Annotated in this window: 16 protein-coding genes and 1 pseudogene; 13 read left to right on the top strand and 4 right to left on the bottom strand. The window is 42.0% G+C overall.

Translation table 11 applies throughout. The features are described 5' to 3' along the window. Nucleotides 1-55: 55 nt before the first annotated feature. Together V7K41_RS26720 and V7K41_RS26715 are read left to right on the top strand one after the other, a co-directional pair. Nucleotides 56-490, top strand: coding sequence for a CoA-binding protein (locus V7K41_RS26720; RefSeq protein WP_334853077.1), 435 nt, complete (start codon nt 56-58; stop codon nt 488-490). 337 nt (nt 491-827) lie between these two features. Then, nucleotides 828-1,766, top strand: coding sequence for a phosphoribulokinase (locus V7K41_RS26715; protein WP_334853219.1), 939 nt, complete (start codon nt 828-830; stop codon nt 1,764-1,766). Nucleotides 1,767-1,868: 102 nt separating this feature from the next. Here V7K41_RS26715 and V7K41_RS26710 read toward each other — a convergent pair whose 3' ends face one another. Continuing rightward, nucleotides 1,869-2,576: a phosphopantetheine-binding protein gene (locus tag V7K41_RS26710; RefSeq protein ID WP_334853076.1), complete on the bottom strand. Its 708-nt coding sequence runs from the start codon at nt 2,574-2,576 to the stop codon at nt 1,869-1,871. A gap of 209 nt (nt 2,577-2,785) precedes the next feature. Here V7K41_RS26710 and radC point away from each other — a divergent pair, with 209 nt between their 5' ends. Next, nucleotides 2,786-3,517, top strand: a complete 732-nt coding sequence (radC, locus tag V7K41_RS26705; RefSeq protein ID WP_334853074.1) for a RadC family protein — start codon at nt 2,786-2,788, stop codon at nt 3,515-3,517. 220 nt (nt 3,518-3,737) lie between these two features. Here radC and V7K41_RS26700 read toward each other — a convergent pair whose 3' ends face one another. The 3 genes from V7K41_RS26700 to V7K41_RS26690 all read right to left on the bottom strand — a co-directional run bounded on the left by V7K41_RS26700 (nt 3,738) and on the right by V7K41_RS26690 (nt 8,425). Continuing rightward, on the bottom strand, nt 3,738-4,529 hold the full coding sequence (locus V7K41_RS26700) for an SDR family NAD(P)-dependent oxidoreductase (RefSeq protein WP_334853073.1): 792 nt from the start codon (nt 4,527-4,529) through the stop codon (nt 3,738-3,740). A gap of 247 nt (nt 4,530-4,776) precedes the next feature. Next, on the bottom strand, nt 4,777-6,249 hold the full coding sequence (locus V7K41_RS26695) for a lipase family alpha/beta hydrolase (protein WP_334853072.1): 1,473 nt from the start codon (nt 6,247-6,249) through the stop codon (nt 4,777-4,779). 166 nt (nt 6,250-6,415) lie between these two features. After that, entirely contained in the window at nt 6,416-8,425 is a 2,010-nt protein-coding gene (locus V7K41_RS26690; protein ID WP_334853070.1) for a hypothetical protein, read from the bottom strand. A 668-nt stretch (nt 8,426-9,093) separates the two neighbouring features. On the opposite strand from V7K41_RS26690, the gene V7K41_RS26685 reads away from it, so the two are divergent. From V7K41_RS26685 to V7K41_RS26640, 10 genes and pseudogenes are all read left to right on the top strand, one after another. Further along, nucleotides 9,094-10,488 (top strand): NADH:flavin oxidoreductase, encoded by a 1,395-nt coding sequence (locus V7K41_RS26685; protein WP_334853068.1) that lies wholly within the window; start codon nt 9,094-9,096, stop codon nt 10,486-10,488. Between the two features lie 66 nt (nt 10,489-10,554). Next, a complete protein-coding gene (locus tag V7K41_RS26680; protein WP_334853066.1) occupies nt 10,555-12,021 on the top strand; it encodes a cytochrome c in 1,467 nt (488 codons plus the stop codon). A 12-nt stretch (nt 12,022-12,033) separates the two neighbouring features. Then, nucleotides 12,034-12,444: a hypothetical protein gene (locus V7K41_RS26675; protein ID WP_334853064.1), complete on the top strand. Its 411-nt coding sequence runs from the start codon at nt 12,034-12,036 to the stop codon at nt 12,442-12,444. Nucleotides 12,445-12,533: 89 nt separating this feature from the next. Beyond that, entirely contained in the window at nt 12,534-13,967 is a 1,434-nt protein-coding gene (locus tag V7K41_RS26670; RefSeq protein ID WP_334853062.1) for a c-type cytochrome, read from the top strand. A gap of 92 nt (nt 13,968-14,059) precedes the next feature. Continuing rightward, nucleotides 14,060-15,700 (top strand): lipoxygenase family protein, encoded by a 1,641-nt coding sequence (locus tag V7K41_RS26665; RefSeq protein WP_334853060.1) that lies wholly within the window; start codon nt 14,060-14,062, stop codon nt 15,698-15,700. Nucleotides 15,701-15,865: 165 nt separating this feature from the next. After that, on the top strand, nt 15,866-16,174 hold the full coding sequence (locus V7K41_RS26660) for a putative quinol monooxygenase (RefSeq protein ID WP_334853058.1): 309 nt from the start codon (nt 15,866-15,868) through the stop codon (nt 16,172-16,174). A gap of 12 nt (nt 16,175-16,186) precedes the next feature. Continuing rightward, nucleotides 16,187-17,239, top strand: coding sequence for a saccharopine dehydrogenase family protein (locus V7K41_RS26655; RefSeq protein WP_334853056.1), 1,053 nt, complete (start codon nt 16,187-16,189; stop codon nt 17,237-17,239). A 576-nt stretch (nt 17,240-17,815) separates the two neighbouring features. Further along, nucleotides 17,816-18,228, top strand: a pseudogene (locus tag V7K41_RS26650) (transposase); the annotation flags it as partial. 862 nt (nt 18,229-19,090) lie between these two features. Then, a complete protein-coding gene (locus V7K41_RS26645) occupies nt 19,091-21,442 on the top strand; it encodes a family 2 encapsulin nanocompartment cargo protein terpene cyclase (RefSeq protein ID WP_334853054.1) in 2,352 nt (783 codons plus the stop codon). Between the two features lie 68 nt (nt 21,443-21,510). Continuing rightward, nucleotides 21,511-22,920 (top strand): family 2B encapsulin nanocompartment shell protein, encoded by a 1,410-nt coding sequence (locus tag V7K41_RS26640; RefSeq protein ID WP_334853052.1) that lies wholly within the window; start codon nt 21,511-21,513, stop codon nt 22,918-22,920. Nucleotides 22,921-22,963: the final 43 nt, after the last annotated feature.

Raw genomic sequence — 22,963 nt, 5'->3', positions numbered from 1 at the left:
ATTTAAATGCAACTCAGTATGATAAACAAAGCGATCGCTCAGGATATTTTAAATCATGCCAAATCTTAAAGAAGATGATAACGTTCTGCGTGAGGTGTTAATCCAAGCCAAAACCATCGCTGTTGTGGGTCACTCTGATAAACGCGAACGCACCAGTTATCAAATCGCCCAATTCTTGCGGCAAAAAGGCTATACAGTCTATGCCGTCAACCCTCTAATTAAAGAAATTGACGGTCAACCCAGTTATGCCGCACTCCAGGAATTACCCAAACTCGTGGATATTGTTAACGTGTTTCGTCGTTCTGAGTACTTGCCAAAAATCTTAGATGAAGCAATTTCCATCACTGCTAAAACTGTATGGACACAACTGGGTATCTGGCATCAACCATCAGCACAAAAAGCTATAGATGCAGGACTCAATATGGTTATGGATGCTTGTATCAAAATTGAATATCTACGGCTGAGAGTAGGTTCAACAAAAAATGTCTAGTTTTTATGTATACAGATAACTCTAACAATCATGTAGATTGTAATTATGATGCAAAAAGCGATGTCTACAATGGGCCTGGTCGGTAGCAAAACATTTTAGATCCCCCTAAATCCCCCTTAAAAAGGGGGACTTTGATTCCGGTTCCCCCCTTTATAAGGGGGGTTAGGGGGGATCAACAAGTGCTTAAAATTGCAGCAAACCACTTTTAAAACATCCTCTATGTGTAGAGATATTGCATACTAAGTGTTTGTTTGAGTTACTTGCTTAAACCCTTCTAAAATAAAAACTATTGTAGGTAATTTTATTACTAAAGTTATTTTTATTGTGGGAGGTTATGATGAGCCGTCCAATAATTCTTGGTATTGTCGGCGACAGCGCGGCTGGTAAAACAACACTAACGCGAGGAATTGCTCAGGTACTCGGCCCAGAAAATGTCACGCTCATTTGTACAGATGATTATCACCGTTACGATCGCCAACAACGTGCAGAAATTGGTATCACTGCCCTTCACCCCGACTGCAATCACTTAGATATTATGCAGCAACATCTGTCGCTGCTACGCACAGGACAACCAATTCTTAAGCCAGTTTACAGCCATAAAACCGGCAAATTCGAGCCACCGCACTATATCAAGCCGAATAAATTCGTGATTATTGAAGGATTACTCGGTTATTCTACCCGTGCTGCTCGTGATTCCTACGACGTGAAAGTTTACCTTGCACCCCCTGAAGAACTACGCACTAAGTGGAAAGTCAAGCGGGATACGCAAAAGCGCGGCTACACTGCTGAACAGGTAATAGCGGAATTAGAAAAGCGCGAACCAGATTCAGCAGAGTTTATCCGTCCGCAGCGGCAATGGTCTGATATAGTTATTAGTTTTTATCCACCCACTGGGGAAGATGATGAAACCAATGGACACCTGAATGTTCGTCTGGTACTTCGCCCGACAATTCCCCATCCAGATTTTACCCAGATTATCAACTCTGGCTATGGTGATTCTGACTCTGCGATCCGCCTGGGGCTAGACAGGGATATGAGTAAACCTGTGGATGTCTTAGAAGTTGATGGTCATGCCACTTTAGAACAGGTAAATAAGCTAGAGCATATTATTTGTTCTGATATGCCCCATTTACGAAATATTTGCGATCGCGAAAGTAATCCAGAATTGGGAAAAATTGCTGGTACAACTGGAGAAGCACTCCAAAGTTATCCTCTAGCTCTGACTCAGTTAATCATTACCTACCACATGCTGAAAGCAACGCAAATTCATCAGTAATTAGGGAAAATTAAAGAGTTAAAAGGGTTTGCGATCGCGTTTAGTGTTGGGCTGTTGAATTATGCGATGCCTACGGCGGTAAACTACGCACTATGCTAACGGCTAATCTTCAGGTAGGATTTGCTTGTGAATGTAGTCCAAGAGTTCTCCAACAGTGCAAGCTACAGGAACTGAATCACCGAAATAATCATTGCTAAATGACGGAGGCCATTTTTTAACTGACCCTAATATGTCCTCAGGTATTTCAATATTAAAATCAAACGCCTCTTCAACTGCCATTGCAAGCTCAAGAGTATCAAGCTCATCTGCCCCTAAATCCTTACAAATGTGACTATTCAAACTTACTTTATCCAACTCAACGCTCAACTGTTCACTGACTATATCTAGAACTTTAACAAAAAGATCGGACATACTCTTGTCTCTACCGGACTCATCAAACTTTTTAGCTAACTCAATCAATCGATTTTGCCTGCGATTCTCTGCCTCTGCCGCTTGTTGAGCTCCTTGTGCCACTCGTCGAGCTTCTTCAACTTTTTGGCACTGTAAGCGCTTGTAGGCTGCTGCCTTCTCAGTCGCTACGTGCATTTTCAAGACTTCGATATGGGAGTTAACAATATCACGCACTAGAGAAAATTCAACCTTGTGTCCGCTCTCGCTATAAATTTTTGTAGCTATCTTCCAAACAGTCTCATCGTGTTTGGACACTAGAGAATCTAAACCCTCTTCTGTAACTGGTACAGTCTGATCTAAATAAGTGTTGATTACTTTTTTCAGGATGTCTAACTCATAAGCTCTATCATCAGCAGTCATTGTAACCTCTCTTACACCTGGCATCGGTTGACCTTTTGCTATCCGTTCGTCAGCCTAACTAGTAATTTTAGAGACATTAGGTTTGAAAAATATACATAAATAGATAAATTTACTAAAATTAAATATTTTCTCAAATAAAGATGATTTTGAGAGCAAACGAGGGATAACTAAGGATAGTTCTATGTGTGGTGCTATTTTCTTAGTTTAATATGACCTATTGCCTCAGAATTGCCGACCTACCTACAAATGAGCGTCCGCGTGAGCGATTAATGACGCATGGTGCAAAAATTTTAGCCACAGCAGAGTTAATCGCAATTCTTCTAGGCACTGGTCAAGGGCCGGGAAAACTATCTGCTGTGGGTTTGGGACAATATATCTTGAGCGAATTAGCCAAACACCAACGCGATCCTTTGGTAGTTCTGCGAGAAGTTAGCCCTGCTGAGTTGATGCAAATTTCTGGTGTTGGCCCGGCGAAGGCGACAAGCATCTTAGCAGCCATCGAATTGGGTAAACGCGCTTTTCAATCTCGTCCCAATGATGGCACATTAATTGATAGCCCACTTGCTGCTGCTGCTACCCTCAGTCAAGATTTGATGTGGCAGACACAAGAACGTTTTGCAGTGGTGCTATTAGATGTCAAGAATCGCTTATTGGGTACACAAGTAATTACCATTGGTACTGCAACCGAAACCCTAGCCTCTCCCCGTGACATTTTTCGAGAAGTTATTCGTCAAGGAGCAACGCGGGTAATAGTTGCCCACAACCATCCTTCTGGGAACCTTGAACCGAGCCAGGAAGATATAGAATTAACGCGTCAGTTATTAGCAGGGGCACAGCTTTTGGCCATTCCAGTACTAGATCATCTGATTTTGGGCAATGGCAATCATCAAAGTTTACGGGAACTGACAACCTTGTGGGATGAGCATCCACAGGGGGATTAGTGAAAAAGCAGGGGAGCAGGGGGGCAGGGAAGCAAGGGGAGAAAAACCACCTATAAAGATTCTTGCTCTCAACCCTAGTGAGAAAAAAAGCACCCTTGCTTTCGCCGATAATTTTACTAGGTTTGTACCTTCTCCCCTGCTCCCTGCTCCCTGCCCCCTGCCCCCAGCTCCCTGCCCCCTGCCCCCTGCCTTATGATAATTATTTACGGCGACCTACTTATTACTTGCTTTCCTGCATATTTCTGACTAGTTTAGTCACTAGCTTTCTAGGAGTAAATCTTACAGATTCAGCAAGGAGCTTATTTTTAATTCCAGGAACAACAACAGTTTTGTTTTCAAATAGACCACGATAGCCGATTTGGGCTACTGTTTCCGCAGTCATAATTTTTTGACCGCTTACCAACTTTGAGTCTTCCATTGCAGCTCTTTGTTGAAAACCAGATTCTGTAGGCCCTGGACAAAGTGCTGTTACAGAAACGCCTGTGCCTTCTAATTCATTAGCGATCGCTTCTGAGAACGATAAAACATAGGCTTTACTAGCGTAGTATACTGCCATCAGTGGCCCTGGTTGAAAAGCAGCAGTGGAGGCCAAGTTTAATATTTTTCCAGACCCCCGCTTAACCATACCTTTAAGAAATAACTTGGTTAAATGTGTCAGACATAAGATATTGACTTGTAGCAATTGCATTTCAGCATTCAGGTCAATTTCATTAAATAATCCGTAGGTAGCAAACCCAGCATTGTTCACCAACACATCAACATTGATCGATGCTTGTTCTAGCTCCCTGAAAATTTCTTCTGGGGCTGATGGGTTAGATAAATCTTTGGAAATAATTTTGACATCAATGCCAAATTTATTTTTAAATTCATCGGCAATTTTATTTAATTTTTCCACACTTCTAGCTACCAATACAAGATTGTAACCATCCTGAGCAAATAATTTCACGAATTCATAACCGATGCCGCCAGATGCACCAGTAATAAGAGCCGTTTGTTTGCGATTACTCTGCATAATTTTCCTCTGTTAACAGCTTGAAATAAATAGATATCTGGTTAAAATAACTATGTGTTAATCCAGAACCTTTATAGAGACGTAGACTGCATCTCTCCATTTTTTTCTCTTATGTCTTTTATGAATCATTAGTTATTAGTCATTATTAACTTAACGCTCTTTAACCTTGATTATTATCTCTCTAAAATAATTAACAAGTGCTAAGTAAACAAAACTAATCACTGACTACACAACAAGAAGCACTTATTTATTGCCATTGGGAAATTTCTAAACGAACTGCCGCATTTGTTCCTAAAACTTTTTGCCCGCGTTCAGGTAAGTAAACATACGCAACATATACACCCGAACTGGATTCTGAAGTCGGATTTAACTTTGTTACTGGCTCTTTTTCATCAGAATTCCAACTGTATTTAGCCTCATAAGTGCTATTTGATTCGGCAATATCAGTAATTAGATAGTCAGACCACACGGGTACTTGGTCGAGATGATGGTCGCGTAACCAATTCGTCTCTTGTTTTGTGAACGAATGCAGTGCTAAACGCAGAGCATATCTACAGGTATTATCGTCATTGGCTGAGTTTCTTGGGATTAAGAAAGCTGTAAATAGAGGAACAGGTTTATCTGTTCGGGTTAACTCTTGTGTAATTGGGCAATAATGAGCGATCGCTTGCTCATATATAGGAATAGGAAGACCACGCAAAGCCACCCTAGTTTCCAGTTGATAAAAATTCTTGTCCAGGTCTTTTAACTCAACATTGCTAAGAGAGAGTTTCACCTGGATATCACCAAACAAAAATCGTTGCAGGTTTTGATAACCTTCTTCGGAGTTCAAGATGCCATAACGCCCACCATGAGAGCGATGAACATAAGCACGATGAGATCCCGTGATATAAGCTTTATCAATCTGAACTAAACCATCACTTTTCACCCCCACAGTCTTGCGTGAGAAACCAAAAGCTTCTTCATAATCATGTGCATTAGTGCCAATCAAAGAAAAAACGCGGTTTGGTGGAAATGCATTCTCTATGTTTTGTAGTTTTTCTAGCTGAAAGTTATCGGGTAATTCATCCTTGGGCTTGATATCAGGTGTTAAATACTGGTACATCCGTTGAGGGCCAAAGTCATCAGAATTATTCAATTGGAACGTGTCTCTAAGGTTTTCGAGCAAGCCATTCCCAACCTCAAAATAAATGCCACCATGAGGTGTAGCGTAGGTAAAGAATTTGTCAATGCTATCAGCAGCTTGATCGCCTTGTTCTGGATAAATTTTTTGAATCAAGCTGCGACAAACAAGACCACCCATCGAATGGGCTACAAGATAAATTTTGTCAGCACCAGTCGTTTCCTTGACATTTTGGATCAAGTCTCTTAAACCCTTAGCTATCTCCTCCATCTCCTGTCGGACTACACTTGAGGAGCCAAAACTAGGTGTAGATATATCATAAAATCGATAGATCCAAATAGTTTTATCAAGTTGATTGGACAATCTTTTAATCTGATTGCTCACATTCTGATTGTCAACAATCGGTTGATAACCATGATCGGTCATTAGCCGCAGCAATGGACTCTCGAAAAAAAACTTCTGAGGATTTTCCTTCTCATCTACTCGAATATGGGTTGAACCACTATTGAATCCATAAAAGGGATCGTCAACTGTTTGCTCAACGTCTTTTTGTGTACCTGCATATCCACGAACAAAGATGATTGGTAAATACTGCATATATATCCTTCCTATTTAATAAATATTTTTTCTCGTTCCCAGGTTAAATCTGGGAATGAGAAAAATATCCAGACAAGTTGTCTTAGTACAACATTTTATTAATTCGTAGCGAATTCCCTGCGCCTCTGGAGCGTTTAAAACACTACGATTGTACACAAAGCTGTACTTAGAACGTTTTCACGAACTCAATTAGCGCTTTCTTATCTTCATCTGGCAGATTTGAGCCAAAATAATGACCCTCATCTTCCACAAAATCAGGAGATTTGTTGGCTCTTAAAAGCACACGTGCCAACTTACCCTTAATTCCACCGCCTGGTTTCAAGTCTTGGAAAAGGCTGCTGAGATTGAGAGATGTTATCGCCTCTCTAATATTGATGCTTGCTAGCAAATTCACAGGCGTACCTTTAGGAACAGGAAGTTTAAATCTCGGATTCGGATCTCCTGGGGGAAGCTCTAATTTGGTATCTCGATCTGTCCTGCTGATAATCCCCTCACGCTTTTCAGGCCACAGCAGCTTTTCCATAGCATCAGTATAGGCTTCTACACGTCCTTTGACTGAAGGATCTTCGTTGTAAAGTCCTAGCGTGTTGTTGTGCAGAAGTGGTGCTGTTGCCCAAATGCTCACTAGCGAAGGTGTACGGTAATATCCCAAACCGCCGTCAGGTATCTTAAATTCGATGGGTTTTTTCTTATCGAAGGGATTGTACAGCGTCAAAGTACCTGGTGAAGGCAGTTCTTTGTAAGTCTTCGATGAGAACTGATCCCAAATATGACCCTTAGCGGCATTTGTTCCTAGCGATCGCGCCGCATTGGTACCAATTAGTGTCACCGGATAACGCTGATCATCAGACAAGAAGTTGTGGTCGAGAAAATTACTACTGAGTACAGACTCTTCGTACCATTTCTGAGCCTGTTCGGAGTCAGCAGCGATCGCAGCAGGTGGCATTTTGCTGGAATGGCAACTAGCACAAGTGCTGGCAAAAACCAGCTTGCCACGTTTGAGAACTTCTTCATCTTTAGTCAAGAACTTTTCACCAGCCGGTGCATCTTTCAGGTGCATCGGCTTAATGGTTTTTAAGAATGCTTCGGCATCAGCCATACGTGTTTCTGTCTGTCTCCAGCCTTCGCACTCCTGACGTGCCTTTTCGATGTCAAAAGGTTTTTGGGGAGTTCTGCCTAATAAAGGCTCATGGAGACTTGTCCAGTAATCGCCGCACATCCCAATGTTGACGTAGACGCGTAATGAGGCAATTGGCACTCCTGTAGAGTCTGCACCATCCTTGAGAATATGATTGACATCCTTGGTTGAACCATCGTTCATCACCTCTGGATATTTGGGGCGATCGCCTAAATTAAAAATGGAATTAATCGCATTCGGATTGTTGATGTGATCGGTCGCAATCCGAGAAGTATCAGAAGTTCCCGGTTTTTGAGAGTCAAGTACTTGCTTAACAAAACTATTTTCCCCGACGCTGGATGCAAATAATTTGTTTTCCTTGATGTACTGATTACCTAATGCTGCTACAAGGTTTTGCCATTTCGGGTGTTCCTTATCTTTGGGTGGATTGAGGGGATCTAATGCTACGTGACAAATAGCACAAGACTGCCCGATTACGTAGGGAGGCTCAATTTGTGAGGTTTTGGCATATTCAACAGGGTTCCATTTTGCCGAGTCGAAGTTGGGGTTTTGGAACTTACGCAACCCAATAACGCCAGTTGAGAGTCGGTCTTTACACTTATCTAGCCACAAACCGTATTCATCTGGCGCTGTTGCTTTTTCACATCCAGGATCGTTAATTGCGCCATAACGTTGCAATCGCTCGTCATGCACACGCGAGTCAATCAGCTTTAGCAGGTCAACACCACCATGCGTTCGCTTCGCTAAATCGCGATAGTACTTGGCGTTACCGCCAGTCCATAAGTACCAAGTACAACGACCCCGCTTTTCGGCATCTGTCAAATTCTCCTTTGTATAATCTGGGAGATAACCGATACCTTCACAGTTATCAGGGTATTCAGATACACCCGTATCCGAATACTCAGTACTTATGGGCGCAGGTGTTTCACTATACTCATCGGCTAGAGCTGTAGGCGTTCCATAAAAGCCGCAGACTATAAACATAGTCACGAATAGGACGAGCAGACAGCCCTTAAAAATTAGACTTGTCTTTTTCATAAAACTCTCTGGTTGTAACACCTAAACCTTTTCCACTGCATCTCACTTTTACAGAGGTACACTAATGCTTCATCACTAATTTCCCATTTTCCAGATTTAGTCTTAGGAGATTTTGATGATTTAGAATGTACCTGACTGAGGTTCGTTATATATGAAGTTACTACACAAATTTGCAAAACGTCATCAATAAACTTTTATACATTTCTAAATCAAAAATTTAAAAAATTGTAAATTTACAATGGTGTTCAATAACCAATTTGCTATGGTTGTATCGATTTCCTACCTACTTGGTTAGGTTTGTAACAAATTGTTAGCAGCTACTTTTAAGGTTGCCTTAACCTTTTAAGAGAAATAAAAGACGGAAATTTTCACTTTTTTTAAGAATTGCTCTGTAAATCCCATTGCTTTACAAACTGCAAAAGTCTTTATATAACTGTAAAAACCAATAAGGATAAATATCCATGCTGAAACTTGGTAGGTAAGTTTAAGTAACAAAAACTTAATACTTAACGCTCCCATCCGAAAATCGCCACTGTAGATTTGTAGACATAAAAAACTGCCCTCCCAGAGACACTAGAAATAATAGTTCTTTGGCGAGACTGTTAGTGCTACGAATAATTTTGACGCCTAATTTTATTGCCGAAATAATATAAAAGACAGAGGAACACATGGAAAACGATATTATCTTTGAACCATTGAGATTCCGTAATCTCACAGTAAAAAATCGGATATTTCGCTCAAGTATTTCTGGAAGATGGGATAACTATGATGGTTCAGGTACTCAAGCCCGAATCAACTGGGAAGAAAAGTTTGCTCGTGGTGGTGTGGGGGCTATTATTACTTCCTTTGTCCCAGTCGCCATCCGGGGACGAATTATGCCCAATTACGCCACAATAGACTGCGATGAGCGCATTCCTTTTTGGCGAAAAGTAGGAGAAAAAGTCCACGAATATGACTGTAAATTGATCTTGCAACTAAGTCATTCTGGGCGACAGCAGGACATTGGTGGTATAGAGAACTCAGGAAAAAAAGCGTTAAGTTCCACCAGCCAAACTGAGCCATTCCACGGCTTTCTGTGTCAAGCGATGACACTAACAGAGATAAAAGAAACAATCCAATACTTTGCCGATGGTGCTAGACGTGCCCGTGAAGCAGGTTTAGATGGAGTGGAATTGCACAGTGCTAATGGATATCTTTTTAACCAATTTCTCAGTTCTGGAATTAACGACCGTCAAGATGAATATGGTGGTTCATTAGAGAATCGAGCACGGTTTTTGCTAGATGTAATTAGAGCAATCCGCAAAGAAGTAGGCAACGACTTTCACCTGCAATTCAAAATTAGTGCCGTTGACTATAACAACGCCGTCACCTTTTGGGAAAAACCAGGTAACACCATAGAAGATTCCATCCAAGTTTGTCAATGGGCAGAAGAAGCTGGGGCTGATGCCGTCCATGTGTCAACTGGTAGCTTATTTCCTCACCCACTCAATCCCATTGGTGATTTTAATTTTGATGTAATTACTAAAACTTATGATGCCATGTTGTCAAGTGGTGTCGAAACCACACGCAACTACATTTTATTTCGCAAAGCATTTTTGCATCCACTGTTCAATTTTTTATGGAATCGTGTGAAAAAGCAATTACCTCCTCAAGCATTTAGTGGTGATGATGTAAAAGACCCTAAAATCAAACAGCTACTAATAGAGAACCAAGGCAGGAACTTACTAGATTCCAGAGAAATTAAAAAGCACGTTAATATTCCCGTATTATGTACAGGTGGTTTACAACAAGCTTCTTATATTCGTCAGGCAATTAACGAACATTATTGCGATGGCGTCACAATGGCTCGTACATTAATTGCTAACAATGATCTAGTTAAATCTTTTAAAGCAGGTAAAGACCTGGCAGATAAACCCTGTACCTATTGCAATAAATGTCTGCTGAATGTAATTGAAAATCCCTTGGGCTGTTACGAACAGGATCGCTTCAATAGTTATGAAGAGATGATGGAAGAAGTAATGTCAGTCTTTCATGAAACTCAGTTTGCAAATTTATCTAGATAAAAAAGCGATGCGGATCACATCGACAATTTCGCTTACAAATAATCTCGACAAAATGGGGAGTGTTTCATGACTGAACAAACAAACCCTACCCTACTTTCAACCTCAATCAAGGGAGTTTTCCAGCGGATTTGGGTTGTGATTGTAGGTATTGTAGCAGTAGCAGTATTTTTCCTTTGGCCTGTTTTGTCTAACTCTCCAGTGGATTATGCTGATATTGAAAACCACTTTAAATATGGTTCAATCGGCAGCGAACCAGTCAATGGTGTCCCTTACTGGATTTGGAAAGTTTTACCAGAATTATTCCCAGATAAATTACCTGGAAAAGGTTATACTTCTCTGGGATTTATCAAAGAACCTGACAAAGATTTACCTATAGGTTTTTCGCAACGGCGAGTCTTTATCGATAGAGTTGGGTTGAATTGTGCTGTATGTCATACAGGAACGCTGCGAAATACCCCTAATAGCGAACATCAAGTCATCACAACAATGCCTGCTAATGTGGTTAATTTGCAGGGATATATCAAATTCTTATCAGCAGTTGGTGTAGATGAGCGCTTTACTGCTAACCGGATGTTGCCAGAAATTGAAAAAATTAGTGGCGGTCTTAATCCCGTTGAAAAATTACTTTATCGCTTCATTGCAATTCCTCAAACTAGAGATGCACTAATTAATCAGGCATCTCGACTTGATTTCGTTGAAAAACAACCAGATTGGGGACCAGGAAGAGTAGATACTTTTAATCCTTATAAAGCAATTCAATTCCATTTCCCAATGGATAAATTGCGTGAGGATGAACTGATTGGTACTTCTGATTTTCCCTCAGTTTGGAATCAAAAACCCCGTGAAGGATTGCAGTTACATTGGGATGGTAATAACACTTCCGTTAATGAACGAAATAAGAGTGCGGCTTTAGGCGCTGGAGTCACGCCCACAACGATTGATTTGCCTCGAATTCAGAGAGTTGCCGATTGGCTTTGGGAACTACCACCACCAAAATATCCCTACGAAGTTAACGAAACTATCGCAGTGAAGGGAGAACAACTTTTTGAAAGTAATTGTGCTAGTTGTCATGCTTTTGGTAGTGCTTATACAGGCAAAGTTGTACCAATTCAAGAAATTGGTACAGACCCCCATCGTCTCGACTCATATACCTACAAAACGATGTCTAATCAAAATACTCTGTATACAGGCTATCCGTGGCGCTTTAAGAATTTCCGCAAAACGAATGGCTATGCAAATATGCCCCTTGATGGTGTTTGGTTACGCGGCCCTTATCTGCACAATGGCTCAGTCCCGACCTTACGAGATTTACTAGAAACACCAGAAAATAGACCCAAAGAATTCTATCGTGGCTACGATGTGATTGACAGAGCAAAAGTTGGTTTTGTATCTGATGTCGGTGTAGAAGACGGTAAACAATACTTTAAGTTCGATACCACAAAACCTGGAAATAGTAACAGTGGTCACTTGTATGGTGTTGAACTTCCCACAGAAGATAAAGATGCACTAGTTGAGTACATGAAAAAGCTTTAAAAGGAGAGAAAAATGAATAATTACGCTAAATGGTTTAGTCGCGTTACTTGGCTTGGCATTATTGTTAATATGCTTTTTGTCATTCCCTCTTGCTTCTTTCCAGAACTAATGCTGACGTTCCTTCAAATGCATATACCAGTGCCAATTATCTGGGTTCGCGCTGCGGGAATGTTGTTGTTTATTATTAGTGCATTTTATGTTCCTGGAGCACTTGATCCGTACCGATATCAAGCAACCGCCTGGATATCAATATTTCCTTCAAGAGCTTTTGGATCGACATTTTTCATTTGTGCAGTGTTTTTCTTTGGGCAAGATAAAGGATTTTTATCCATTGCCTTTGTAGACCTGTTTTTTGGATTAGCGGAAGTAATTCTTCTGACACTAGCAATGCGTAGCAAAATGCGATCGCTGCAATTCCAGTGAAGCAATTCTCCTAATTTTATACCTAGTCTAGTGTGGGTATATTGCCTCCACTACAAACAGATTCTTCTGCAAAGGAGCAAAAGAGTGCCATGACAATACTCAAAAATCAAATAGGTAGGGTAATCACAACCATTGTTTTAATTGCGATCCTTTTAGCTGGTGTAGTTGGATATGTGGGATGGTACAACCTTTTTCGAGAGGTTCCTACATATTATGAATCGCCTGAAGAACACTTTAAATATGGTTCTATTGGCACAGAAGAAGCGCAAGGTGTTCCCTATTGGATTTGGCTGGTACTACCACGAATATTCCCTGATAAATTACCAGGGCCAGGTGGTTATACTTCCTTGGGAATCACATGGGAAGAGGGTAAAGAAATGCCAGTTGGGTTTACGAAAAAAACCATTGGCTTTCCTCGCGTCGGTATAACTTGCGCTGTTTGCCATACTGCCACCTACAGAAAAACAGAGAAAGATAAACCCACAATTGTGGCCGCTGCTCCTGCTAATAAGTTTGATTCACAAGGCTATTTACGATTTTTGAGTGCAACTGCTGGTGATGCCAGATTTACAGCAGATTATATCCTTGATGAAATCAAATATAACTATCAGCTTTCGTGGTTAGAAAATTTACTTTATCGCTATCTGCTAATTCCTCAAACTAAGAAAGCGCTGCTGCAACAAAAAGAAGACTATAGTTGGACAGATTCTCGTCCTAATTGGGGCCCTGGTCGAATTGACCCTTTTAATCCGGTTAAATTCAATACTTTGAAGTTGCCCAAAGATAACACTATCGGTAACTCTGATATGATGCCTCTTTGGAATCAAAAGATGCACAAAGGATTTGCACTCCATTGGGATGGGTTAGAAACTTCACTAACAGAAACTGTTCAAACTGGAGCAATTGGTGATGGTGCTACCAAAAAATCACTTCCTGTAGCCGATTTACAACGGGTAGAAGATTTTATTCAAGAACTACCACCTCCCAAGTATCCATTTGCAGTTGATCGGCAAGTGGCTGCAAAAGGAAGTCAAATTTTTGCTAATACTTGTGCATCTTGTCACGCTTTTGGTGGGGAAAGAACGGGTACTGTTATCCCTGTGGAAGAAGTGGGAACTGACCGCCATCGGTTAGATATGTGGACGCAAGAAGGAGCAGATACTTACAATCATTTTGGTGATGGCTACCCTTGGGACTTTAAAAACTTACGTAAAACCAATGGGTATGTATCTGTTTCCCTAGATGGATTATGGTTAAGAGCGCCATATTTACATAATGGTTCAGTCCCATCTCTACAAAATTTGTTAGAAAAACCAGAGAATCGTCCTCAAGTTTTCTATCGGGGATATGATGTCTACGACCCGAAAAAAGTTGGTTTCATTACTGAGGGAGATGAAGCCAAAGCTATAGGTTTTAAATACGATACGACGGTAACTGCTAATTCAAATCAGGGACATATTTATGGCACTGATTTATCTGATGAGAATAAAAAAGCTTTGATTGAGTATCTGAAAACTCTGTAATTCAAGTGGTTGCTACATCCTGATGTGATTCAGCACCTTTCTGACGTTAATCATTAACTACCAAACGCTCAAAAACCGAATTGGAGATAATCGTGAAACCATACTTACCACAAAAAGATCCTGATGTTGATGTCCGAATCAATTGGCTAGATAAAAATCGAGAAGAGTACAAATTTAATTACAATTATCTAGCTCCTCTACCAGTTATTGATAAAGTTCCTCATAAGGAAATATTCTCGGCGGAATATACTGCTAAACGTTTGGCAAGTATGGCAACTCTTGCACCAAATATGCTAGCTGCTAAAGCCAGAAACTTCTTAGACCCATTAGATGAATTAGAAGAATATGAAGAACTCTTATCACTACTACCAAAACCTGATGTCATAAAAAATTACAAAACAGACTCTTGTTTTGCAGAACAACGACTCTCTGGAGCGAACCCACTAGCTATCCGAAGAATTGATGTATTACCTGATAATTTTGCTGTCACGGATTTCCATTTTCAGAAGGTTGCAGGGACAGAATTTACTTTGGAAAAGGCACTCAAGGAAGGCAAGCTGTATTTCTTAGATTACCCTTTGTTATCTGATATTCAAGGTGGTGTCTACGATAATGTTAAAAAGTACCTTCCCAAGCCACAAGCTCTATTTTATTGGCAAAGTAATGATAGTTCTAATGGTGGTTCTCTAGTGCCTGTTGCCATCCAGATTAATCATGACTCTGGCGCAAAAAGTGTAATTTATACACCCGCTGACCCCCATTTAGATTGGTTTTTGGCAAAAACCTGCGTTCAAATTGCTGATGGCAACCATCAAGAATTGGGTAGTCATTTTGCCTATACCCATGCAGTTATGGCTCCGTTTGCAATTGTAACTGCGCGGCAACTAGCAGAAAATCATCCCATCGCCTTACTCTTAAAACCCCACTTCCGTTTTATGTTATTTGATAACGATTTGGGGCGCACTCAGTTTTTACAGCCGGGAGGCCCGGTTGATGAGTTTATGGCAGGTTCATTGGCGGAGTCTCTTGGGTTTGTGGCGAAGGTTTATGAAGAATGGAGTGTTGAAAAGTTTACTTTCCCTCGGTTAATAAAAAGTCGTCGAACGGATGACCCAGAAATTTTACCGCACTTCCCTTTCCGGGACGATGGCATATTAATCTGGAATGCCGTCGAAAAGTTTGTGTCTGAATATTTACAACTCTATTACAAAACCTCACAGGAGCTAATTAATGACTATGAGTTGCAAAATTGGGCTAGAGAATTAGTGGCCCAAGATGGTGGTAAAGTCAAGGGAATGCCAGACAAAATTGAGACTTTAGAACAACTGATTGAAATCATCAGTGTGGTAGTATTCACTTGCGCTCCTCTACACTCTGCTTTGAATTTTTCTCAGTACGAATATATGGCTTTTGTACCCAATATGCCCTATGCAGCCTACCACCCAATTCCAGAAACTAAGGGTGTGGATTTGGAAACTATCATGAAGATACTTCCTCCCTTTAAACAAGCTGCCGATCAGGTGATGTGGACTGAGATTTTAACATCGTACCACTATGACAAATTGGGTTTTTATGATGAGGAGTTTGCCGATCCATTGGCGCAGGAAATTGTGGTGCAATTCCAACAGAATTTGCATGAAATAGAACGGCAAATAGATATTAGAAATCAAACTCGTCCCATACCTTACAACTACTTTAAGCCTTCGCAAATTATTAACAGCATCAATACTTGAACTGGGGACTGGGAATTCAGATTCCAAGCAAATCTTAAAAAAAATTCTTTTTCAGTACCCAGTCCCGCAGCCTCCAAGATTCCCCAACTTGCTGTGCTGAAATTGAGGAATCCTGAATCCTGGGCGCTGCCCGTTGAACTAATCTCAGAAAAAAGAGGAATAACAATGTCAAATCAGCAAGTAACAGTCACCGCTCGATTAAAAGTAAAGCCGGGTTTGGAGGAGGGATTCAAACAGGAATTTCAATCTGTAATAGCTCTTACACTTGCAGAAGAAGGTTGTATTAATTACGATTTACATCAATCTGTTGAAGAGCCATCTTTGTTTCTGTTGCATGAAAACTGGGTCAGCCAAGAAATTTTGGCTCAACACTTAGAGCAGCCGTATATTAAAGCTTTGAGCGAAAAGTCAGGACAATTTTTAGTTGAACCACCTGAAGTCAGGTTATGGCAGCAGATTGCAAACAACTCCTAGCTGGTGATAATAATGACATCAAGGGTGTTATTGTATGGTGCAACTGGCTATGCTGGAAAACTCATTGCTGAATCTGCTAAAAATAACGGACTGGAATTAATTTTAGCTGGACGCAATCAAAGTTCACTAGCAGCAGTGGCCGATGAATTAAGTTTGGACTTTCGGGTTTTTGGCCTAGACGATCCGCAAGCGATCGCTCGTTCTCTTGAGGATATAATTGCTGTCATCAACTGCTCTGGGCCTTTCTCCAAAACCTCAAAGCCACTTGTCGATGCCTGCCTCCAAACTAAAACTCACTATTTAGACATAGCTGGCGAAGTACCTGAATTTCAGGCGCTACTAGCACGAGATACTGAAGCTAAAAGTGCAGGGATAATGCTTCTCCCTGGTGTGGGATTTGGGGTCGTCCCTACTGATTGTGTAGCTGCTTACCTCAAACAGAAGTTAGCGATTGCAACACGACTTATTTTAATCTATGAAACAGTGGGAGGTGTATCTCAAGGAACTGCAAATACAGTACTGCCAACTTTACATCATATCGGGGTAGTCCGAGAAGCAGGTAAGCTGATCTCATCTCGTCCAGCATCAAAAAGGCGTAAAATTGATTTTGGTTATGGCCCGGTGACAGCAGTAACAAACCCTTGGCGTGCTGATATTATCACTGCGTTCCAAACTACGGGTATCCCCAATATTGAGGTTTATACCGTATTTCCTAATCCTGTGCGCTTCCTGATGGAGTCAAGCCAGTATTTGGGATGGTTATTTAACTCGTCTTTATTCCAAAGTGCTTTAGCAAGTCTAATTAAAACTCTTCCGACTGGGCCAACGGCAGCAGAACGAGCCAAGGGGCAAGTTAGAGTAATTGGTATTGCTGAGGATGAAACTGGTCAACAAGTAAGTGCAAAGCTCTTAGGGCCGGAAGCATACGATTTTACGGCATTAGCGGCTATAGCAGTTATCAAACGGGTAATTAAAGGCGAAGTTAAGGTCGGATTTCAGACTCCTGCATCCGTATATGGGGCAGATTTTGTTCTTGAAATTCCGGGAGTTATCGGTTTCAATTAAGAGGTTGTTTGAAAAGTCGAGAATGTTGTAAAAAAGCTTTCTCAGTATAAGTAAGTTGGTGCAATAAAATCAAACTGTGTAAAGAAAAGTAAATAAGGCTCAAACTCTTTCTCCCCCTGCTCCCTGCTCCCTGCCCCCTGCCTTATCCCAACAATAATTATTTACGCCTACCTACTTAGACTGTGAATAGATAGTAAACAGCACCGAGAGAGTGGTATGAAAGCTTACCGTAGCAACTTAACCCTGGCAGTTAGCAAAGCTCGCCGTAGGCATTGCCGCAGACAGTCAATCGATAAGAACGACTGAAAAAAGGGAGCCAGTGCGTTGGGCGGCTCTGCCGACTTGTTCGCGCAGGCTCTCCCCTTGGGAGAAGCAACTGGCGTGGGATGTGTACGGCTTCGATTCTTGTTCAAGTTGTGCGTAATGTTTGCGTGGGGAGAAGCAACTGGCGTGGGATGTGTACGGCTTCGATGGCGGTAAAAAATAGGACTTACGCACAGGTAACGGAAAACGAACCACAGAGGACGCAGAGGTCACGGAGAAATGAGAGTTTGAGAGGGTTTTTGCGTAAGTCCTAAAAAAGTAAAAGGTAGAAAGCGGCAGACTTGGGTTGATAGTCTGGGATTGTTGTTGAAAGTGGTTGTCAGTGAAGCAAATGGTTCAGAACGAGTACTTGCTGCCTATGCTTTGATGGAACTTTTAGAAGAGCGTCCAGAATTACTAGAAAAAGTCAAAATCATGTGGTTTGATTCTGGTTATGACGGTGATAAATTTGCGCTTTCAGTTTGGTTAATGATCCAAGCTGATGTTGAAGTCATACGGCGTACCGCTCAAGAATTTCAGGTTTTGCCCAAGCGTTGGGTAGTAGAAAGAACATGATTGCTGGTTGAACCAGTACCGTCGTCGAAGTTCGGATTATGAACATCTCCCAGTCCAGGAGTGAAGCTGCCATATATGCCGTTATGACTCGTATTATGCTATTAATCTAGTTTTCTAAAGATTTACTTTATAAATGGTCTCTTAAATACAATATTATTTTACGTAAAAAAGTAGGAAAGGTGGGAAAAGTAGGATATTTTGTAGTTTCTCTTGATTATCCTGTTGATAAGCTGTAAATTGATAGTTAGTAAATAGTCAATGAATATAAAAAAGTTTGCATTAACCTATGCTAATAATAGTATTTTTTGAATCCAGATATGTATACAGTCTTAAGTGTCTACTTAATGATAACTAAATGTTTGAACTCTCATTGCATTTTATTGATAAAGCTGAAATTGTCTTATAAACAACTGTTTATGGCTATTTTTGGAGTAGAGGAAATATAATAATTGGCTGAAGGTGCATGACAAATTTTCTTAGTGGGTTCGAGTTGCTGCGGCACGTGAACCTAGTCCTTCAAAAGCAGTAATTGATAGTTAATCAATATATATTTATTAAGAGTTTTGCATAATAAAAGTTTCACTAACAAGCCACTTAACAAGAGTCAATTGTGAATTTTTTAATTACAAGGAGTAACTTCATTGCATCAAAGATTAACCGCAAATATCAAATTGAAGAATAATTCAGCTATTCAGAATTCAGAAGTCAGAATCAATTAGTAGGGGATAGTCTATGGCAAGCAAGCTACAGACTCACCACTGATTGTTCGCCTTTAACGTTTTCGTTGGCGCAGCCTCTGGTAGAGAAGGGTAGACCACCAAATTTTCAATTTTGTGTGGTATTTCACCATTTATTCATCCGCCACTCGTACAGAATTCATACGCTTATTCTGACGACTGACGCATGTATTCTTTTTTGTCAACACGACTTCAATCAAGACAATAAGCTTAAGATGATAGGTTTAAATAGACAATGAGCAAGCAACCTTTTAAGTTGCCAAGTTTTTATGTGCCTTGGCTGGCACGGCTGAACCCAAACCTGGAAGCGGCACGGGTACATTCTAAAGCCTGGGCTTATGAAATGGGGATTTTGGGTGGGGAAGAGGGATCAGAAGATTATGGGATTTGGGATGAGCGCAAGTTTGATGCCCATGACTATGCACTATTGTGTTCCTATACCCATCCAGATACCGATGAACCTATGCTCAATCTGGTAACTGATTGGTATGTTTGGGTATTTTTCTTTGACGATCACTTCCTTGAGCTTTACAAGCGTAGCCAAGATATGGCTGGGGCTAAGAAGTACCTCAATAGACTACCAGCGTTTATGCCAGTGCAGCCCCAAAAAACGCCGCCAGAACCCACTAATGCTGTAGAAAGGGGTTTAGTAGACCTCTGGAATCGTACCATCCCCAATGCCTCCCAAGACTGGGTAATCCGATTTTCTGAGAGTACCATCAATCTTCTCAAAGAATCTCTCTGGGAACTCGCCAATATCAGCCAGGATCGAGTCGCTAACCCGATTGAGTACATTGAGATGCGCCGTAAGGTGGGGGGAGCGCCCTGGTCAGCTAACCTGGTGGAACACGCGGTTGGGGCAGAAATTCCGGCTGCGATCGCCCCCACTCGACCAATGCGTGTCCTCAAAGACACCTTTTCTGACGGGGTACATCTGCGAAATGACATCTTCTCTTACCAAAGAGAAGTTGAAGAAGAAGGAGAAAATGCTAACTGTATCCTGGTCTTGGAACGATTCCTTGATGTCAGTACCCAAGAGGCGGCCAACCTCACTAACGACTTACTAACGTCTAGAGTGCAACAGTTCGAGAACACCTTTGTTACTGAGCTTCCTTCCTTGTTCGAGGAATATAGTCTCAGTCCCGATGAGCGTTTGAAAGTCGTCCTATATGCCAAAGGACTTCAGGACTGGCAGTCGGGGGGTCATGAGTGGCACATGAGATCGAGCCGCTACATGAACCAGACATCAGACAAATCTTCGACAGCAAACTGGCTTTTAGGTGGCCCTACTGGACTAGGTACATCGGCGGCTCGTTTAGGAGCCTTATACGATAGTTTGGGACTAAAACGGTTCAAAAGCTTCACCCATGTTCCCTATCAGCCTGTAGGGCCAGTAACCTTGCCGCAGTTTTATATGCCTTTCTCCACCAGTTTGAATCACCATCTAGAAGAGGCTCGGCGGCATTCTAAAGAATGGGCGCGTCAAATGGGGATGTTGGACGTACTGCCAGGGATGCCCAGCATTTACATCTGGGATGACCACAAATTTGATGTGGCCGACGTAGCCTTATGTGGTGCTTATATTCATCCCAATGGATCTAGTGCTGAATTGAATATCACAGCCTGTTGGCTGGTTTGGGGAACCTATGCCGATGACTACTTCCCGGCACTGTATGGCTATAGCCGCAACATGGCAGGGGCAAAAGTTTTCAACGCTCGGCTATCAGCCTTTATGCCCCTTGATGGAGATCCCATTCCCGAAGCAACAAACCCAGTTGAACGGGGTTTAGCTGATATTTGGGCGCGGACGGCTGACCCCATGACCGCTAATGCTCGTCGCCAGTTTCGTCAGGCGATCGAGGATATGACGGAAAGTTGGTTATGGGAACTGGCTAACCAGATCCAAAATCGCATTCCAGACCCGATAGATTATGTGGAAATGCGTCGTAAGACCTTTGGCTCCGATCTAACTATGAGCCTGTCTCGACTTTCCCAAGGGGACGAGATCCCACCAGAGGTCTTCGCCACCCGAACCATGCAGGCAATTGATAATTCAGCTGCTGACTTCGCCTGTTTGACGAACGATATTTTCTCTTACCAGAAAGAAATCGAATTTGAGGGCGAGATTAATAACGGTGTGCTGGCGGTTCAGAATTTCCTGAACTGCGATATTCCCCACGCTGTCGCCATTGTTAACGACCTGATGACCTCCCGTGCCCTTCAGTTTCAACATATCGTTGCGACTGAACTCCCTATCTTGTGTGATGATTTTGACCTGGATACCAGTGCCCGTAAGAAACTGTACGGTTACATCAAGAAACTAGAGCAGTGGATGTGTGGGGTACTCAAATGGCATAGGGCGGTAGACCGCTATAAGGAATTTGAATTGCGGAATAACTCGTCAGAAAAGCGATTACTCCAAAGCCCCACAGGGTTAGGCACTGCCGCAACCAAAATTAGACCAAGTGTAGGTCACGAAAAAACTCAAACCAATGTTCAGCCAGTGGTGCAGAACTTACTGAGTGGTTCAACAGGGTTAGGGACTTCGGCTATGCAAATCGGATCGCTGTTAGGAACGAAAGGTTAGCTCAATCTGAGTCCCAATTCTGGTCAATCAAATAACTTGTCAACTAACATTACTGATGGAGATTAATCATGACTAATGCAGCAAACACTCCTATAGAAAATCAAATTGAGCAACTGCCAATGAGTTTGCAGATCGAAGCGGCGCGGAAATTGGCAGGCACCACCAAAACCCAACCCCAGATGCAGGGAATTACCTCACGGTGGCTCTTAAAACTGCTGCCTTGGGTAGAAACCGTGGGGGGTAGCTATCAGGTCAACCGTCGCTTAACCTATACGGTTGGAGATGGACGGATCAGCTTTAGCAATGTAGGGACCCAGGTACAGGTCATCCCTCAAGAACTCACTGAGATACCTTTGTTACGGGGATTTGAAGATGTCGAGGTATTAAACGCCTTAGCTCGTCAATTTGTGCAACGAGAATTTGCAGCCGGAGATGTCATCATACAAGAAGGTCGAGCGGCTGATCAAGTAGTGCTGATTGCCCATGGTAGAGTCAATAAAATTAGTCCAGGCAAGTATGACGAGCCAGTTGTTTTGACTGTATTAGCTGATGGTGACCATTTTGGTGATTACGCTTTAGTGGAATCTCAGGATACTTGGGATGTCACCCTCGTTGCTCTTACCCGTTGCACCATCTTGTTTCTACCTCAAACAGCCTTTCAGAACCTGGTTAACCAGTCTGAGGCTCTGCAAGCGCAAGTGGATCAATTCAGAGTAAAGTTGAGGCAACCCAAAAACCAAGAAGGGGAAGCTGATATCAGAATTTCTGCCGACCACTTCCCAGAGGCAGTATTACCTGGGACGTTTGCAGATTATGAACTGAATCCACGGGAATATGAGTTAAGCGTGGCTCAGACTATTTTGCAAGTTAATACACGGGTTGCTGACCTCTACAACGAACCCATGAACCAGACTGAGGAACAATTACGGCTCACCATCGAAGGCCTACGGGAACGCCAAGAATACGAAATGGTGAACAATCGTGACTTCGGACTGCTACACAATGCTGACCTCAAACAACGCATTTTTACCCGCAGTGGTCCCCCAACTCCCGACGATCTCGATGAATTGATCTCCATTGTTTGGAAAGAACCGAGCTTTTTCCTCGCTCATCCCCGCACCATTGCGGCGTTTGGTCGGCAATGTAACCACCTTGGACTTTATCCCGATCCTATCCCGATGGGTAACAGTGCAATTCCGGCTTGGCGTGGTATTCCCATCTATCCTTGTAATAAGATTCCCGTTACGAAAGAGCGTACTAGCTCCATTATGTTAATGCGCGTGGGAGCAACCAACCAGGGTGTTATTGGTCTGCACAAAACGAATATTCCCGATCAATATCAGCCTAGTTTGTCTGTCCGTTTTATGGGGATTAACGAAAAGGCCGTTATTTCCTACCTGGTTAGTGTTTACTACTCTACAGCCGTTCTCGTTCCTGATGCACTAGGCATCCTTGAAGATATAGAAATTGGTCTCTAAGTAGTCGGACATCCTCTTTAAAGTAGGAACGAACGGTCGTTCG

The sequence above is a fragment of the Nostoc sp. genome (assembly GCF_036917415.1).
Lineage (GTDB): Bacteria > Cyanobacteriota > Cyanobacteriia > Cyanobacteriales > Nostocaceae > Nostoc.
The sequence above is the reverse complement of the archived record's forward strand: the minus strand, read 5'-3'. Positions and strand labels throughout refer to the sequence as shown.